Origin of the sequence: Actinomadura sp. WMMB 499 (assembly GCF_008824145.1) — a bacterium.
GTDB lineage: Bacteria > Actinomycetota > Actinomycetes > Streptosporangiales > Streptosporangiaceae > Spirillospora.
The window spans coordinates 4,685,848-4,702,116 of sequence record NZ_CP044407.1 but is presented as its reverse complement, the minus strand read 5'-3'; the positions used below and the strand labels follow the sequence as shown (position 1 = coordinate 4,702,116).

General features: G+C 72.4%; 10 protein-coding genes. 7 read left to right on the top strand and 3 right to left on the bottom strand.

The window, feature by feature from the left end:
- Nucleotides 1-315: 315 nt before the first annotated feature.
- The gene (locus F7P10_RS20695; RefSeq protein ID WP_151011264.1) at nt 316-2,520 is read right to left on the bottom strand and encodes a transglycosylase domain-containing protein; all 2,205 of its coding nucleotides are present in this window, start codon (nt 2,518-2,520) and stop codon (nt 316-318) included.
- 1,907 nt (nt 2,521-4,427) lie between these two features.
- On the opposite strand from F7P10_RS20695, the gene F7P10_RS20690 reads away from it, so the two are divergent.
- From F7P10_RS20690 to F7P10_RS20675, 5 genes are all read left to right on the top strand, one after another.
- On the top strand, nt 4,428-5,048 hold the full coding sequence (locus tag F7P10_RS20690; protein ID WP_151011261.1) for a PadR family transcriptional regulator: 621 nt from the start codon (nt 4,428-4,430) through the stop codon (nt 5,046-5,048).
- A 72-nt stretch (nt 5,049-5,120) separates the two neighbouring features.
- Complete coding sequence (locus F7P10_RS20685) at nt 5,121-6,200, top strand: inositol-3-phosphate synthase (protein WP_151011258.1); 1,080 nt, start codon at nt 5,121-5,123, stop codon at nt 6,198-6,200.
- A gap of 234 nt (nt 6,201-6,434) precedes the next feature.
- Nucleotides 6,435-7,997, top strand: a complete 1,563-nt coding sequence (locus F7P10_RS20680) for an ABC transporter substrate-binding protein (protein WP_254715931.1) — start codon at nt 6,435-6,437, stop codon at nt 7,995-7,997.
- Entirely contained in the window at nt 7,994-8,215 is a 222-nt protein-coding gene (locus F7P10_RS44515) for a hypothetical protein (RefSeq protein ID WP_254715930.1), read from the top strand. Before F7P10_RS20680 ends, F7P10_RS44515 begins: the two co-directional genes overlap by 4 nt.
- Before the next feature lie 229 nt (nt 8,216-8,444).
- On the top strand, nt 8,445-9,737 hold the full coding sequence (locus tag F7P10_RS20675; protein WP_151011255.1) for an MFS transporter: 1,293 nt from the start codon (nt 8,445-8,447) through the stop codon (nt 9,735-9,737).
- On the opposite strand, the gene F7P10_RS20670 is transcribed toward F7P10_RS20675, so the two are convergent.
- Together F7P10_RS20670 and F7P10_RS20665 are read right to left on the bottom strand one after the other, a co-directional pair.
- The gene (locus F7P10_RS20670) at nt 9,734-11,056 is read right to left on the bottom strand and encodes an adenosylmethionine--8-amino-7-oxononanoate transaminase (RefSeq protein WP_254715929.1); all 1,323 of its coding nucleotides are present in this window, start codon (nt 11,054-11,056) and stop codon (nt 9,734-9,736) included. The genes F7P10_RS20675 and F7P10_RS20670 overlap by 4 nt on opposite strands.
- The gene (locus tag F7P10_RS20665) at nt 11,053-12,645 is read right to left on the bottom strand and encodes a CCA tRNA nucleotidyltransferase (protein WP_151011253.1); all 1,593 of its coding nucleotides are present in this window, start codon (nt 12,643-12,645) and stop codon (nt 11,053-11,055) included. The genes F7P10_RS20670 and F7P10_RS20665 overlap by 4 nt, the downstream gene beginning before the upstream one ends.
- Before the next feature lie 402 nt (nt 12,646-13,047).
- Here F7P10_RS20665 and F7P10_RS20660 point away from each other — a divergent pair, with 402 nt between their 5' ends.
- Together F7P10_RS20660 and F7P10_RS20655 are read left to right on the top strand one after the other, a co-directional pair.
- The gene (locus F7P10_RS20660) at nt 13,048-13,647 is read left to right on the top strand and encodes an aminoacyl-tRNA deacylase (RefSeq protein WP_151011250.1); all 600 of its coding nucleotides are present in this window, start codon (nt 13,048-13,050) and stop codon (nt 13,645-13,647) included.
- 209 nt (nt 13,648-13,856) lie between these two features.
- The gene (locus F7P10_RS20655; RefSeq protein ID WP_151011247.1) at nt 13,857-16,241 is read left to right on the top strand and encodes a DUF6049 family protein; all 2,385 of its coding nucleotides are present in this window, start codon (nt 13,857-13,859) and stop codon (nt 16,239-16,241) included.
- Nucleotides 16,242-16,269 lie beyond the last annotated feature (28 nt).

Sequence of the window (16,269 nt, the reverse complement as noted above, 5' to 3'; positions counted from 1 at the left end):
GTACTGCGCACGTGCGGACGCGGGGGCCGGAGCGGTGAGGCTCCCCGCCCCCGTGGGGGTCGAACGCCCCCGATCATGCCACCCGGTTCCGGTTCGTCCAGACCGTTCCGGCGTTATGTCCGATTTGTGGTCCGACCTGCCGGACCGCACGGGGGCGGGAAGGCCTCCGCCCCCGCACGTCGCCGTGGACGGTACCGTCCACGGCGACACGCGAACATAATTCATGTCACACCCCGATCTGACGAGGACCTCACCGGCGGGACGGGCGGCGGCGCTCCGCACGCCGCCGTCCACGAGCATCGGGTCATCGCCGCATCACTCCAGCGGCCCGCCGAACGGCACCAGGGGACGGACGTCCTCGAACTCGGCCCCGCGGCCGTCGCCACCGCGCCCCCGGCACTGCTCGGCGCCCCGGTGGATCTGGCACCACCACCGCGGCGGCGGGTCGCTCGGCGGCTTGCTCGGGTCGCAGTTCCCGTTCGGCACCGGCGACTGGCACGGCGGCTTGTCGCCGCCGCCGTCGCCGCCGCCCTCGCCGCGGCACCGCGGGTCGAGGTTCCCCCACGGCTCGTCGCACCACTCCGGCTTCTCGGGCTTCTTCGGCTTCGGCGGCTTGGCCCACTTCTGCGTGATGCCGCCGAACGCCGGCTCGGGGAACGCCTTGACCTCCAGGCCCTTCGTCGCCCTCGTCATGTACGAGCGCCACAGCCGCGCGGGGATCGTCCCGCCCTCGACCTCGCCGATGCCCGGCAGGACGACCGACTTCTTCTGCCCGTCGGACCCGTTCGCGTCGCTGAACATCGTCACCGCGGTCGACACCTGCGGCACGTAGCCGACGAACCACGACGACACGTTCCGGTCCGTCGTGCCCGTCTTGCCCGCGACGTCCCGTCCGTCCGGCAACTGCGCCGCCGTCGCCGTCCCGCCCTTGACGACCTGCTGCATGGCGTACGTCGCGTCCGCCGCGACGGCCTTGCTGAAGATCCGCCGCGACTCGTACTTCGGCTTCAGCCGCACCGTCTTGTCGTCGCTCTGCTTCACGACCCGGAGCACGTGCGGCTGGTGGTAGACGCCGCCGTTGGCGAACGCCTGGTACCCCGCCGCCTGCTCGATCGCCCGGATGTCGTTGACGCCGAGCGCGAGGTTCAGCCGGGTCTTGTGCGCCTCCAGCAGGTCGGAGGCGATGCCCGCGTCGGTCTCGGTCTCGACCACCTCTTCGAGGCCGACCTTCCCGGCCAGTTGCAGGAACGCGGTGTTGACCGACTCCTGCAGCGCCTTCGTCAGCGTGATCGCCTTGCCGACGTCGTGCGTGTTCGGGACGATCGTCGCGTCCGGCGCGTCCTTCGACACCACGTTGCCCTCAGGGTCCAGCGGCGTCTTCGACTTCCCCTCGACGAGGCTCTTGAGGCTGTACCCCTGCTTGAGCGCGGTCGCCAGCACGTACGGCTTCATCGCCGACCCCGCCTGCGCCGAGCCCTGCCACACCGTGTTGAACGACTGCTGCAGGTAGCCGGGCCCGCCGTAGAACGCGATGACCTCGCCGTTGGCGGTGTTGACCGACACCATCCCGACCTGGATGTGCTTCTTCGCGAGCTTCTGCGGATCGACCTGCGCGATGCTGTCCTCGGCGGCCTTCTTCGCGTCGGCCATCCGCTTGCGGTTGAACGTCGTGTACACCCGCAGGCCCTTGGTGGTCAGCTCCTGCTCGTCGATCCCGAGGCGGCTCAGCTCCTCCTTCGCGCGCATCAGCATGTACCCGCGCTGTCCCTCGTACAGCTGGTCACCGGCGTTGCGCGGCCGGAGCTTCGGGAAGGCCTTCTTGTACTTCTCCGCGTCCGCCGCCTTCAGCTGGCCCATCCCGACGAGCCCGTCCAGGACGTACTCGTACCGGCCCTGCGCCCAGGTCTTCCACTGCTTGTCGGCGGGGTCGCGGTTGGGGTGCTGGATGATGCCCGCGAGCAGTGCGGCCTGGTGGGGCTTGAGGTCCCAGACGTCCTCGCCGAAGTACTCCCGGGACGCCGCCTGGATGCCGTAGGTGTTGCGGCCGAGGTAGATGGTGTTCAGGTACAGCTCGAGGATTTCGTCCTTGGTGTACTTCTCCTCGAGCTTCACGGAGATGAACAGCTCTTTGAACTTCCGGCCCATCGTCCGGTTGTTGGGGTCGGAGTAGTAGTTCTTGGCGAGCTGCTGCGTGATCGTGGAACCACCGCCGGACCCGCCGGTCAGGTTGTCCCATACCGCGCGCGCGGTGCCCTTGATCGAGAACCCGGGGTCGGTGCGGAAGCTGCGGTTCTCCGCCGCCAGCACCGCCTCCTGCACGAACTCCGGCACCTTCTCCAGGTCGACGCTCTGCCGCTTCTTCCCGATCCGCCCGATCTCGGTGCCGTCGGTGTAGTAGAAGATCGACGCCTGGTCCTGGACGCCCTCGACCGTGGGCTCCGCCGGGGTCGGCGTGTTCGTGTACGCGACCCACACCAGCGTCATCACGCTCGCGAGGCCGAGCGCGATGGCCCCGCTCACGACCTTCCACGAGGGCAGGAACCGCCGCCATCCGGTGCTGCGCGACCGCAGATGGTCGAACAGGCTCCGCTTGCCGCCCCCGCCGGGCCGTCCGGGCCCACCGGGCCCACCGGGCCCACCGGGACCGCCGGGACCGCCCGGCCCGCCGGGGCCTCCCGGACCTCCGGGGGCACCGGGCATGCCGCCGGCCCCGAACCCGACCGGCGGACCGGGCGGATCCCCTGCCGTCGTCTGGGCGGCTCCACCGGGCGCCCCGCCCATGGGCGTCCCCACCGGAGGCGCCCCCGGCGTGCCCATCGCCGCGGCGCCCGGACCGGGCGCGCCCTTGAACAGGTCCAGGCTCGTCTCCGCGGAGGACGAGCCGCCGCCAGGGGCTCCGCCCGGGCCGCCGGGCCCGGAACCGGGCACCGGGCCGCCGCCGCGCGGATCCCCGCCGGACGGAACGTGGACGGTCGCGTCACCGGCGCTCGGGCCGTTCCCCGGCGCGGCGCTCCCGAAGGCGCCACCGGAACCCGAGGGCGTTTCCGAACGCGCGGACGCCCCGAAGCCGCCCAACGGATCCGAACCAGGGGGCACGTGGACCGTGGCATCACCGAGGTCGTTGCCCGGAAACCCGCCGGACGGGCCGGACGGGCCGGACGGCGGGCCACCGCCCAGGGGATCGGAACCAGGAGACACGTTCACCGTCGCGTCCCCGAAACCCGCACCCGAAGACCCGCCAGACGGCCCACCGCCCAGCGGACCACCGCCCAGGGGGTCACCACCAGGAGGTACATGGACGGTCGCGTCACCCAGACCGGGACTCCCCGGGCCGCCCGAGGCTCCCCCGTAACCGCCGGGTGTGCCGCCGGACGGGCCGCTCAGCGGACCACCGCCCAGGGGATCGGAACCGAACCCGGCTCCCCCGGCGGCACCCGAAGGCCCTCCGGACGGCCTGCCCAGCGGTCCACCGCCCAGGGGGTCACCACCAGGAGGAACGTGGACGGTCGCGTCGCCCAGACCGGGACTCGCCGGGCCGGCGTTCAGCGGGTCGTCCAGACCGCCACCGAACCCCGGCGATGCGCCGGCCGGTGTGCCGAGCGGGTTCGAGCCCGGGGGCACGCGCATGGTGGCGTCGCCGAAGTCCTCGCCCGGCGTCCCCGGCGTCCCCGGCGCGCCCGATCCGGGGGCACCGGCGGGCGGGGGCTGCCCGGCGGCGGAGCCGCCGGAGGCGCCCTGCGCGCCGGGCAGGTCGAGGCCGCCGAGCGCGTCGGACGGTCCGGCGGGCGGGGGGGTGCCCGGCGGAGGACCGAAGATCGCCGTCGCGTCGGGTCCGCCCGCGGGTTCGGCGGGGGGAGCCGGCACCTCCGGATCGTCCGGGCGGGGAACGTGCTGTCCGCCCGGCCACTGCGACCCGAACTCCGGCCGGGGCTGGCTTGGATTACTCACGCGACCTCATCAACAGGGGACAACGACTCGTGCGCCGTCCGAAGAGTACTGTGCGGGCTGGTGAGCGGGGGGAGCGCTGTGCAAGGCCGTACTCCGTTCCGGCTGGTCGACGTCCTCACCGACGGTTCGGTCGGCGCATCCCTCCTCGATCGGTCACCGCTCGGGGCCTGTTCCCCCACGGCCGGGGACGTGCGACGCGGCCGGATGGCTGCAGCGCCACTTTGACATATTTCCGCCACATAGACCCGAATTTCTCCGGATTCACGGACCCGCCGCACTCTTCGTAGCGGGACCGTCCGCGCGCGTACATGATCGCGCGTCCGCGGGGCGGCGAAGGCCGCCCTGACGGGTCCCGTTCAGGCGGCGTTCAGGTTCGGCTTGCGGTCAAGCGCCGGGGTACGTATCTTTGCGATGTATCGAGCCGATACATTCACTCGATACATCGAACTGAGACATCGGCCTCTGCGGAAGGAATCGGGATGGCGGCCAGGAAGGGCGCGGGCGTGCTGGAGCTCGCCGTGCTCGGACTGCTGCACGAATCCCCGATGCACGGCTACGAGCTGCGCAAGCGGCTCAACGCCCTGCTGGGGATGTTCCGGGCGTTCTCGTACGGGTCCCTCTATCCGTGCCTCAAGCAGCTCCTGGCGAAGGGGCTGATCATGGAGGACCGGCCGGAGGAGCCCAACGTTCCCCTCGCACTGCAGAGCCGCCGGTCGAAGATCGTCTACAAGCTCACCGCCGACGGCAAGGAGCGCCTCCAGCAGCTCCTGACCGAGGCCGGGCCGGCGTCCTGGGAGGACGAGGGGTTCGGCGTGCACTTCGCCTTCTTCTCGCACACCCGCGCCGACGTCCGGCTGCGGATCCTCGAAGGCCGGCGCAGCCGGCTGGAGGAACGCCTGGAGGGGTTCCGGGCGGCGCTGGCGCGGACCCGGGAACGGGTCGACTCCTACACCCTCGAGCTGCAGAACCACGGGTTGGAGTCCGTCGAGCGCGAGGTCCGGTGGCTCAACGAGCTCATCGGCCGCGAGCGGGCCGAGCAGGAAAAACTAGCCAAGTCTTCGGAAATTGATCAGGACATGCCTCGGGAGAAGGGCCGCTGACCCATGCGGCCGGCGCCCTCGGGGTCGGGTGAAGAACACCACATGTTCCGTAACAGGAGAAGGAGCAACCGGATGGGTTCGGTGCGCGTAGCCATCGTGGGTGTGGGCAACTGCGCCTCTTCGCTCGTCCAGGGTGTCGAGTTCTACAAGGACGCGGCCCCCGAGACGCGGGTTCCCGGTCTGATGCACGTCCAGTTCGGCGACTACCACGTCGGGGACGTCGAGTTCGTGGCGGCGTTCGACGTCGACGCGAAGAAGGTCGGGATGGACCTGTCCGAGGCCATCCACGCGAGCGAGAACAACACGTACAAGTTCGCGGACGTCCCGCCGAGCGGCGTGATCGTGCAGCGCGGCCCCACCCTGGACGGTCTGGGCGAGTACTACCTCGACATGGTGGAGGAGTCGGACGCCACGCCGGTCGACGTCGTCCAGGCCCTCAAGGACGCCGAGGTCGACGTGCTGGTGTCGTACCTGCCGGTGGGGTCGGAGGAGGCCGACCGGTTCTACGCGCAGTGCGCGATCGACGCGAAGGTGGCGTTCGTCAACGCGCTGCCGGTGTTCGTCGCCAGCGACCCCGAGTGGGCCGAGAAGTTCACCAAGGCCGGCGTCCCGATCGTGGGCGACGACATCAAGTCGCAGGTCGGCGCGACCATCACGCACCGGGTGATGGCCAAGCTGTTCGAGGACCGCGGGGTCGAGCTGCTGCGCACCTACCAGCTCAACTTCGGCGGCAACATGGACTTCATGAACATGCTGGAGCGCAAGCGCCTCCAGTCGAAGAAGATCTCCAAGACGCAGTCGGTGACCTCGCAGATCCCGCACGAGATGGCGAAGGCCGACGTGCACATCGGCCCGTCCGACCACGTGCCGTGGCTGGACGACCGCAAGTGGGCGTACGTGCGGCTCGAGGGCAAGTCGTTCGGCGACACCCCGCTGAACCTCGAGTACAAGCTCGAGGTGTGGGACTCCCCCAACTCCGCGGGCGTCATCATCGACGCGGTGCGCGCCGCCAAGATCGCCAAGGACCGCGGGATCGGCGGGCCGATCCTGTCCGCTAGCTCCTACTTCATGAAGTCGCCGCCGGTGCAGTACACCGACGATGAGGCGCGGGACGCCGTCGAGCAGTTCATCGCGGGCGAACTCGACCGCTGACCCCCTGCCGACTTTCCCCTTCACCTCCTCACCCGGATCTGCGGGCGTCCCGTCACCGTGACGCCCGCCCACATGGGGCCTAAGGACGCCCCGGCGGCGCACACTGTGCCGCCGGGGCGTCCTTTACTTCCATAGAGAAAACCGTGATGTGTCACCCTCATGTCACGCTCTGGCCCTACTGTGACACCGCCGGTGATTGCACGCCCCGGTCCCGGGGCATCGAGGTGAGGCGTGATGGCACGTGCGATGGTCAAGGCGGCGGCGGGGTTCGCCGTGCTCGCGGCCGGGCTGAGCGGCTGCGTCGGGGGGAGCGGCGAGGGCGCGTCGGCGGACGAACCGGTCCGCGGCGGCGGCACGCTCCGGATCGTGGGCTCGTCGGACGTCGAGCACCTCGATCCCGCGTCCGTCGCCAGCGTCGGCGCGTACGGGCTGGTGCGGACGTTCGCGCGGACGCTGTTCGGCACGCGCGCCGCCGGGGAGTTCAGCGAGACGCTCCCGGTCCGTCCGGACGTGGCGGCGCGGATCCCGACGCGGGAGAACGGCGACGTCAGCGACGATCGCGAGACGTACACGGTGCGGCTGCGCGAGGGCGTCCTGTGGAACACCGAGCCGCCCCGACCGGTGACGGCGGACGACTTCGTGCGCGGCTTCGAGCGGCTGTGCAACCCCGCGGCGCCGTCGATCGGCCGGGGCTACTACGTGTCCACGCTCGCCGGGATGCAGGCGTTCTGTGACGGCTTCCTCAAGGTCGACCCGAGAGATCCCGCGGCGATCGCCGCGTACCAGCGCGCGCACCGGATCGAGGGCGTCCGGGCCGAGGACGACCGCACGATCGTGTTCGAGCTGCGGGAGCCCGCGAGCGACTTCCTGCACCTGCTCGCGCTCCCGTTCACCGCCGCCGCCCCGCAGGAGTACGACCGGTACGTCCCCGACGGTCCGGAGTTTCGGCAGCACACGATCTCGAACGGGCCGTACCAGATCACCGAGTACCGGCCGGGGATCTCCTACGTGCTCACCCGCAACCCGGCGTGGCGGGCGCGGCACGACCCGCTGCGCGAGCGGCACGCCGCCCGGATCCGCGTCACGCTCGGCCAGGACTCGCCGGAGGCCGTGCAGCAGCAGATCGAGCAGGGCACCGCCGACCTCGCCTGGGACCAGCCGGTGCCGACCCCGGCCATCCCCCGGCTGCGCGACGACCCCCGATTCGCGATCGAGCAGACGCCGAACAGCAACCCGTACCTGGTGTTCAACCTGCTGAGCCCGAACAACGGCGGCGCGCTCGCCAAGCGGGACGTGCGGCGGGCACTGCAGTACGCGATCGACCGCGCCGCGCTCGTCAAGCTCGTCGGCGGCCCGGCCGTGGCCGATCCGCTGCACACGGTCATCCCGCCGGGCAACTCGGGATACGCCGCCGCGAACCACTACCCGACGCCGGACGACTCGGGCGATCCGGCCACGTGCCGCGCGCTGCTCGCCCGGGCCGGGCACCCGAGCCTCACGCTGAAGTTCCCGTACCGCACGAACAGCCTGCACAAGCTGTTCGCGGAGTCGATGGCCGAGAACCTCGCGTCCTGCGGCGTCCGGACCGAACTGGTCCCCGACACCGGCGGCTCGTTCTACGGCGGCACGATCACCACCCCGCGCGGGCCCGCGAGGGGCAGTGGGACATCGCGGCGCCCGGCTGGACGCCCGACTGGTACGGCAACAACGGGCGCTCGTTCATCCAGCCGCTGTTCGACGGCCGCACCTACGGCGACGGCTCGACGAACTACGGCGGCTACAACAACCCGCGCGTGAACCGGCTGATCGACGCCGCACTGACGGCGTCCGCCCCGGAGGACGCCGCCGAGTTCTGGCGCCAGGCGGACGTCCTCATCATGCAGGACGCCGCGATCGTCCCGCTGCTGAGCCGCAACCACACGATCTTCCACTCGTCCCGCGTCCGCAACACGCACTTCCTCCCGACGGCGGCGGGTTACGACTACACGCGCATCTGGCTGGCGAAGGACGACTGACCGTCATCCGGAGCGGAACGCAGGACGACGGCCAGTCGCCCTTGCCGGGGGTGCGGTGCCTTCGCAGGGCACACGGACCACGCTGCGGAGCCGGGACGGCGCTCGATCGTCCTGGCAGGGGAATGCAGGGGGCCGCCCCCGAGAGGAACACTGACCGGCGTTCTCTCCAGGGCCCGGCACGCCTCCGGGGCCCGATCTTCCCGGTAATGGGAGCACGTAGGGTGAGTGGGTGAAGGCTGGCGAGTTGCGGGGAATCCTGCGGGGACGGGACTTCCGGCGTCTCTACGCGACGCGGCTGGCCTCCCAGTTCACCGACGGCGTCTTCCAGGTGGCGCTCGCCGGGTACGTGTTCTTCTCCCCCGAGCAGCGCGCGACCGCCGGTGAGGCCGCGGCCGCGTTCGCGGTGACGCTGCTGCCGTACTCGGTGCTGGGCCCGTTCGCGGGCGTGTTCATCGACCGGTGGCGGCGCCGCCAGATCCTCGTGTGGGCGCCGGTGCTGCGCGCCGCGCTCGTCCTGCTGGTGGCGGCCCTGGTCGCGACGGGACGGGACGGCGCCGGGTTCTTCCTCGGGGCGCTGCTGGTGCTCGGCGTGAACCGGTTCTTCCTCGCGGCGCTGTCGGCGGGCCTGCCGCACGTGGTATCGCGCCGGGAACTGGTGCTCGCGAACGCGTTCTCGGTGACGTCCGGGACGGTGATCGCGTTCGTCGGCGGCGGCGTCGGGGCCCTGCTGCGCTGGGCGTTCGGTGCGGGGCACGCCGGGACGGCGGCGATCCTGGCGGCGTCGGCGGGCCTGTACCTGCTGGCCGGGACGGTCGCGACGGCGTTCCCGCGCGGCCGGCTCGGACCGCCGGCCGGGGAGCGGGCCGGGCACGGATCGGCGCGGGAGGCGCTCGGCGGCGTGGTCGACGGGCTCCGGGACGGGGCGCGGCACCTCGGGCGGCGCCCGCCGGCGGCGCTGGCGCTCGGCGCGATCGCCTACCACCGCTTCCTCTACGGCGTCGTGCTGATCATGACGCTGCTGCTGTGCCGGTACCGCTTCACCGGCGACGCCGACGCGGGGATGGCCCTGTTCACGATCATGCTGGGCGCGTCGGGCGCCGGGTTCTTCGTCGGCGCGGTCGCCACGCCCCCGGTGGTGCGGCGGACCGGCAAGGACGCGTGGACGGCCGGGCTGCTCGCCGCCGGGGGCGTCGGGCTGTTCGTGCTGGGCCTGCCGTTCGACGAGACGGCGTGGGCGGCCGCCGCGTTCGTCCTCGGGGTGGTGTCGCAGGGCGTGAAGCTGTGCGTGGACGCGACCCTGCAGGAGACGGTCGACGACCGGTTCCGCGGCCGCGTGTTCGCGGTCTACGACATGCTGTTCAACGCCGTGTTCGCGCTGGCCGCGGCCGTCGCGGCGGTGTCGCTGCCGGCGGACGGGCGCGCGCCGCTCGCACTCGCGCTGGTGATCGTCGCGTACGGGGTCGGGGCGATCGGGTACCGCGCGATGGCGGCGCGGGCGCCCGAGCGCGTCGCCGTCCCTTAGGGTTCCCCGAACGATTCGGCGATCGCGCGGAGCGCGGCGGCGATGTGCGTCGTCTCGTCCGGTGTGCACACGTACGGGGGCATCGTGTAGACGAGCTTGCCGAACGGGCGGAGCCACACCCCGTACGACATCGCGATCTCCTGCACGGACGGGACGTCCACGGGTTCGGCCGCCTCGACGACGCCGATCGCGCCGAGGACGCGGACGTCCGCGACGCCCGGCAGTTCGCCGGCGCCGTCGAGTTCGCTGGTGAGGATCGCCTCGATGGTGTCGACCTCGTCCCGCCAGTCGCGCGCCAGCAGCAGGTCGATGGACGCGGACGCGACGGCCGCCGCGAGCGGGTTCGCCATGAACGTGGGCCCGTGCATGAGCGCGCCGCCCTCGCCGGTCGTGATGGCGTGCGCGACCCGGTCCGTGCAGAGGGTCGCGGCCATCGTCATGTAGCCGCCGGTGAGGGCCTTGCCGAGGCACATGATGTCGGGAGAGACCTCGGCGTGGTCGCAGCCCCACAGCTCGCCGGTCCGGCCGAACCCGGTGGCGATCTCGTCGAGGACGAGCAGGATGCCGTGCTCGTCGGCGATGTCGCGCAGCGCCCGCAGGTACTCGGGCGCGTAGAACCGCATGCCGCCCGCGCCCTGCACGACGGGCTCGACGATGATCCCCGCGAGTTCGCCCGCGTGCTCGGCGGCCAGGCGCGCGAGCTCGTCCAGGTACGCCCGGTCGGGTTCGGCGGTGTAGCCGAGCGGGGGCGGCGGCGCGAACACGTGCCGGGCGAGGACGTCGCCGAACAGGTGGTGCATGCCGTTCACGGGGTCGCAGACGGCCATGTCGCCGAACGTGTCGCCGTGGTAGCCGCCGCGGACGGTCAGCAGCCGGTGCCGCTCGGGCCGGCCCTGCGCCCGCCAGTACTGCAGCGCCATCTTGATCGCGACCTCGACGCCGACCGAACCCGAGTCGGCGAAGAAGACCTTGGTGAGCGGCTCGGGGGTCAGCTCGACGAGCCGTTCGGCGAGCCGCACCGCCGGCGGGTGGGTGAGCCCGCCGAACATCACGTGCGACATCTTGCCGAGCTGCCGCGTGACGGCGGCGTCCAGCTCGGGGTGCCGGTACCCGTGCACGGCCGCCCACCACGACGACATCCCGTCGATCAGCTCGGTGCCGTCGGCGAGCGTCAGCCGCACCCCGGACGCCGACACGACGGGCAGCGCCGGGACGGGCGCGGGCATCGGCGCGTACGGGTGCCAGATGTGCTCGCGGTCGAAGTCGAGCATCCGCTCGGTCTCCCGCGGGCTCATCCGCCCGAGCTGCAGCGGGATCACGGCGCGTCCCCCTCGGACCCCTCGGATCCCTCGGACCCCTCGGACCCCTCGGATCCGCCGGACCCGTCGAGGACGCCCTCGGCGCGGGCCCAGCGGAGCAGCTCGTCCGTCGCGGCCTCCTTGCCGATGACGCCCCGGTCGAGCCGCAGGTCCAGCAGGAACTTGTAGGCGCGGCCGACGAGCGGCCCCGGCCGGATCCCGAGGATCTCCTGGATCTCGTTGCCGTCCAGTTCCGGGCGGATCGCGGCGAGCTCCTCCTCCTGCTCCAGCCGCTCGATGCGCGCCTCGAGGTCGTCGTAGGTGCGGCGGAGCCGGTCGGCCTTGCGCCGGTTCCGGGTGGTGCAGTCGGCGCGGGTCAGCTTGTGCAGCCGGGTCAGCAGCGGGCCCGCGTCGCGGACGTACCGGCGGACGGCCGCGTCGGTCCACTCGCCGGTGCCGTAGCCGTGGAACCGCAGGTGCAGCTCGACGAGCCGGGACACGTCGGCGATGACGTCCTTCGGGTAGCGCAGCGCGGACAGCCGCTTCCGGGTCATCTTCGCGCCGACGACCTCGTGGTGGTGGAACGACACCCGCCCGCCCGACTCGAACCGGCGGGTCCGCGGCTTGCCGATGTCGTGCAGCAGCGCGGCGAGCCGCAGCACGAGGTCGGGACCGTCCTCCTCCTGGGCGATGGCCTGCTCCAGCACGATCAGCGAGTGCTCGTAGACGTCCTTGTGCCGGTGGTGCTCGTCGATCTCCAGGCGCAGCTTCGGCAGCTCGGGCAGGACGTGCGCGGCGAGCCCGGTGTCGACGAGCAGCGCCAGGCCCTCCCGCGGGTACCGGCCGCAGACCAGCTTGGACAGCTCGTCGCGGACCCGCTCGGCGGAGACGATCTCGATCCGCCCGGCCATCTCGGTCATCGCGCGGACGACGTCCGGCGCGACGGCGAACCCGAGCTGCGAGGCGAACCGGGCGGCGCGCAGCATCCGCAGCGGGTCGTCGCTGAAGGAGTCCTCGGGCCGGCCGGGGGTGCGGACGACCTCGCGCCGCAGATCGGTCAGCCCGCCGAACGGGTCGACGAACTCGTATCCCGGCAGCCGCGCCGCCATCGCGTTCACGGCGAAGTCGCGGCGCCGCAGGTCCTCGTGCAGGGACGTCCCGTACGACACCTCGGGCTTGCGCGACTTCGGGTCGTAGGACTCGCTGCGATAGGTCGTGATCTCGAGCTCGGTGCCGTCCTTGCGGAGCCCGACGGTGCCGAACTCGATGCCGATCGTCCAGACGGCGTCCGCCCAGCCGTCGATCAGCTCCAGGATCCGCTGCGGCGGCGCGTCCGTCGTGAGGTCGACGTCCTTGGTGGGGCGGCGCAGCAGCGCGTCCCGGACGGGCCCGCCGACGAGGGCCAGCTCGTGGCCGGCGGCCGCGAAGCGCTCGCCGAGCTCGTCGGCGACGGGGGCGATCCGGCGCAGCAGCTCGGCGATCGCGGTGCGCCGCGCCCCCGCGGCGTCCGTCCGGGCGGGCTCGGCGTTGGCGTTGTCGTTGGGCAACCGTTGCTCCGAGCTCGCGTCGTGGTCAGGCACCTGGTTCGGCGCCGGGTTGGGCACGGCCATCGAGCGTATTTCCTTGATTGACGGGCTGACAAAGGACTTTCGGTGGTCCGCGGGGACCCGCGCGGGAGCCCTTGCGGGACGCCCCGGAGGAAGAAGGACCGCGGGCCCTTCACAAGGGGCTATCTCCGGGTTACGTTCTGGACATGCCCCGATGACGCCCACGCGACCGCCGGTGAGCCTCCCGCACGACAACGGTAGCGGGACACCGCAGGCCCCCGGTCCGCCGCAGGTGCGGCAGCGCGCATCGAACCGGCGCATCGAACGGTCCGGCGTGCCGCGCCGCGCGGGTGAAGGCCCGCGCGCCGGGTACGCCTCGACTTTCGGCACAGTGCGAACGAGGCAGGGAACCGGGAGACCGGGTGTCGGGTGAGGCGGGGTCCGCCCCGCGGGACGGAGCCGAACATGATGGACGCTCTCGCCATCCACCGCGCGCTGCTCGCATGGGAGACCGTGCACGAGATCGTACGGCTGCCCATCGCGATCGGCGCCGCCGACGAGCTGCCGCGCGCGCTCGGCCTGCCCGCGGGCCGCTGCCTGGCGACGCGCGTCCTGGCCTGCGACGGGCATCGCGGCACCGGCCGGTTCCTCGCCGGCGCGATCGTCCCCGCCGGGGACCGGCCGCCCGCCGAGGCCGTCCGGCGCGCGGTCGGCGCACGGCACGCCCGTCCCGCCCGTCCGGACGTCATCAACGCCGCCACCGAGTACGCCGCCGATCTCGTCTGCCCGCTGCTGCTGCCGGGCACCGTCCGGCTGCTGATCGACCGCCGCCTGGTGGACGCGCTGCCGCCCGACGACGTCGTCTACACCCCGACCGGGGAGGCGTCCACGGCGCTCGGCATCCGCGCCCGCTCCCTGCTCGAGTTGTGCGGCGCCGAACCCGCCGACCTGTTCGGCGCCGGGCTGCGCGCCGAGCACGTCCGGCAGGAGGTGCCCGCCGGATCCGTCCGGCACATCGGGCAGGGCGAGCCCAACACGCCCGGGCCGCGCCACCCCGTCGGCTGACGGGACGGCCCGTGCCGCGGCGCCCGCCCCGCCGTGCGGCTTCCGGCCCGGTATCGACGGTAATTCGGCACTCGGGCGGGAAGGAGGTCTGACGCCCCCGCGGCGCGGACTAACATCGGGGCCGTGGTGCGGGAAAACGACGCCCGCCGCCCGGCGGCGTCCCCGATGGCGGACGGCCCTTGAGCGGACGGCCCTTGAGCGGATACGGCGTGCGAACGATCAAACGTGCGGTCGCGCTGGCCGCCCTGCTGCCCTGCCTGGCGTGGGCGGCGAACCCCGTTATGGCCGGAACGCCCGCGGCCCCCGGCGCGGCGCCCGTCCGGGCGAACCCGGGGACGGCCCCCCTGCAGCCCGAGGCGTCCGCGCGCGCGCAGGTCGGCATCGCGCTCACGGAGATCGGCCCGCAGACCGTCCGGGCCAACTCCAAGATCGAACTTTCGGGACTCGTCCGGAACCGGACGGACGCCGCGCTCAACGGCGTCAGCGTGCGGCTGCGCTTCGCCAACCGGCCGGTCAACAGCCGCAGCCAGCTCGAGCAGTACAGCGAGACACCGGCGCAGCAGCTCCCCTACACCGGCCCGCAACAGCGGCTGAGAGGGGCGGCCGAGCCCGGCGTCAAGTACGCGTGGAAACTCGAGACGACCGCCAAGGCGCTCCGCCTGCCGAACGGCGGCACCCCCGGGGTCTACCCGGTGGGCGTCGAGGTGCTGAACGCGGCCGGCGTGCCCGTCGGCGGCCTCACCACGTTCATCACCTACATGCCGGAGAGCACGAACTTCAAGCCCGTCTCGATCGGCTGGGTGTGGCCCCTGGCCGACGAGCAGCACCGCACGAACGACGCGACGTTCATCGACGACGAGCTGAGCGAAGGCCTCGCCGCCGACGGCCGGCTCACCCGCCTGGTGCAGGCCGCCGAGGCCACCGAGACCCCGATCACGTGGGCCGTCGACCCCGCGCTCCTCGACGACGTGCGGCGCATGGCGGCCGGCGAGTACGCGGTCCGCGCCCCGGGCGCCGACGAGACCGCGCGCAAGCCGCAGAGCCGCGCCGCCGCCGCCTGGCTGAAGTCCCTGACGTCCGCGGCCAAGGACGACCCGTACTTCACGCTGCCCTACGCCGACCCCGACCTGCTGGCGCTCGTCCGCCACAAGATGCCGCAGCAGGTCCGGTCGGCGTTCGCGCCGCAGAACCTCGCCGTCGCGAGCGAGGTCCTCGGCCGCGCCCCGGACGCGCGCGTCGCCTGGCCCCCGGGCGGCTCCGTCGGGCACGACACGGCCGACTGGCTGGCGAAGAACGTCGTCGGCGACGATGGCGCGTTCCTCCTCAGCAGCCGGCACTTCCAGCAGCCCCCGCAGGGCTACCCGAACGCCGCCACCACCTTCGAGACGAGCTCCGGGACCAAGCCGACGCTGCTCTACGACGAGACGCTCAGCGACATCGTCACCCACGACGGCGACACGCTCGGGTCGTCCCTGCTCACCGAGCAGCGCTTCCTCGCCGAGACCGCGATGATCGCCGCGGAGGCCCCGGCACTCCAGCGGACCGTCGTCGTCGCGCCCGACCGGCGCTGGGACCCCTACCCCGGCCTCGCCGAGAACCTCCTGGAGTACACGGCGGGCGCGGACTGGCTGAAGGAGGCCTCGCTCGACGACATCGAGAAGTCCGAACCGCAGCCCCGGACGTGGCGGAACTACCCGGACCACTACGAGAGGTACGAACTCGGCGAGAGCTACCTCAAGCGGGTGTGGAGCATCGCGCGCCGCGCCGAATCGCTCCACTCCGTGATGACCGAGCCGTACAACCTCTCCTACGAGAAGTCCCTGCTGCGGATCGTGTCGTCGGCGTGGCGGGCCGACTCCAAGGACGCCAAGCAGGCGCGGGTCGCGCTCTCGGACCAGCTCGACCGCGACATGGGCCGGGTGCGCTTCCTCACGCCCGAGAGCAAACGGATCAACATGACGGGCAGCACCGGCACGCTGCCCGTCACGATCGAGAACGAGCTGACCGGCCAGGCCGTCCGGGTCCGGCTCGTCGCCACCTCCGAGAACACCGCCAAGCTGCAGCTCGGCGCGCTCGACCCCGAGCAGCAGATCATCGAGCTGCAGCCGGGGGAGCGGGTCACGCGGTGGGTCCCCGCGCAGGCGTACGGCAACGGGATCTTCCGGATGAACCTGCAGCTGGTGACCCCCGGCACCGGCCGGCCGTTCGGCGACGGCGAGACCGTCACCGTCCGCGCCACCGGATACGGACAGATAGCGCTGCTCATCACGGGCGGCGGACTTGCCGTACTCTTCGTGGGCGTCGGAGTGCGGGCCATCAGAGCAAGGCGCCGCCGGAAAGCGGAGGCAGCCGGTGACGGGTCGACCGGAATGGGACCAGGAGCGACCGGAGGACCAGGGGACGGATTCCCCGGCCCCGGGTTCGCAGGACCCGGCCTACCCGACCCCGAACTCTCAGGGACCTCCCCCTGGGACGGGGCAGGGGCCGAGCCCGACGCCGCAGTACCCGGCCCAGGGCCCTCCGCAGCCGAACCAGGGATATCCCGGTCAGGCGCCACCCGCGCCGACCCCGGGCCAGGCGACCCCGCCCGCTGACCCGTACACCCCGCGCCACGGCCGTCCG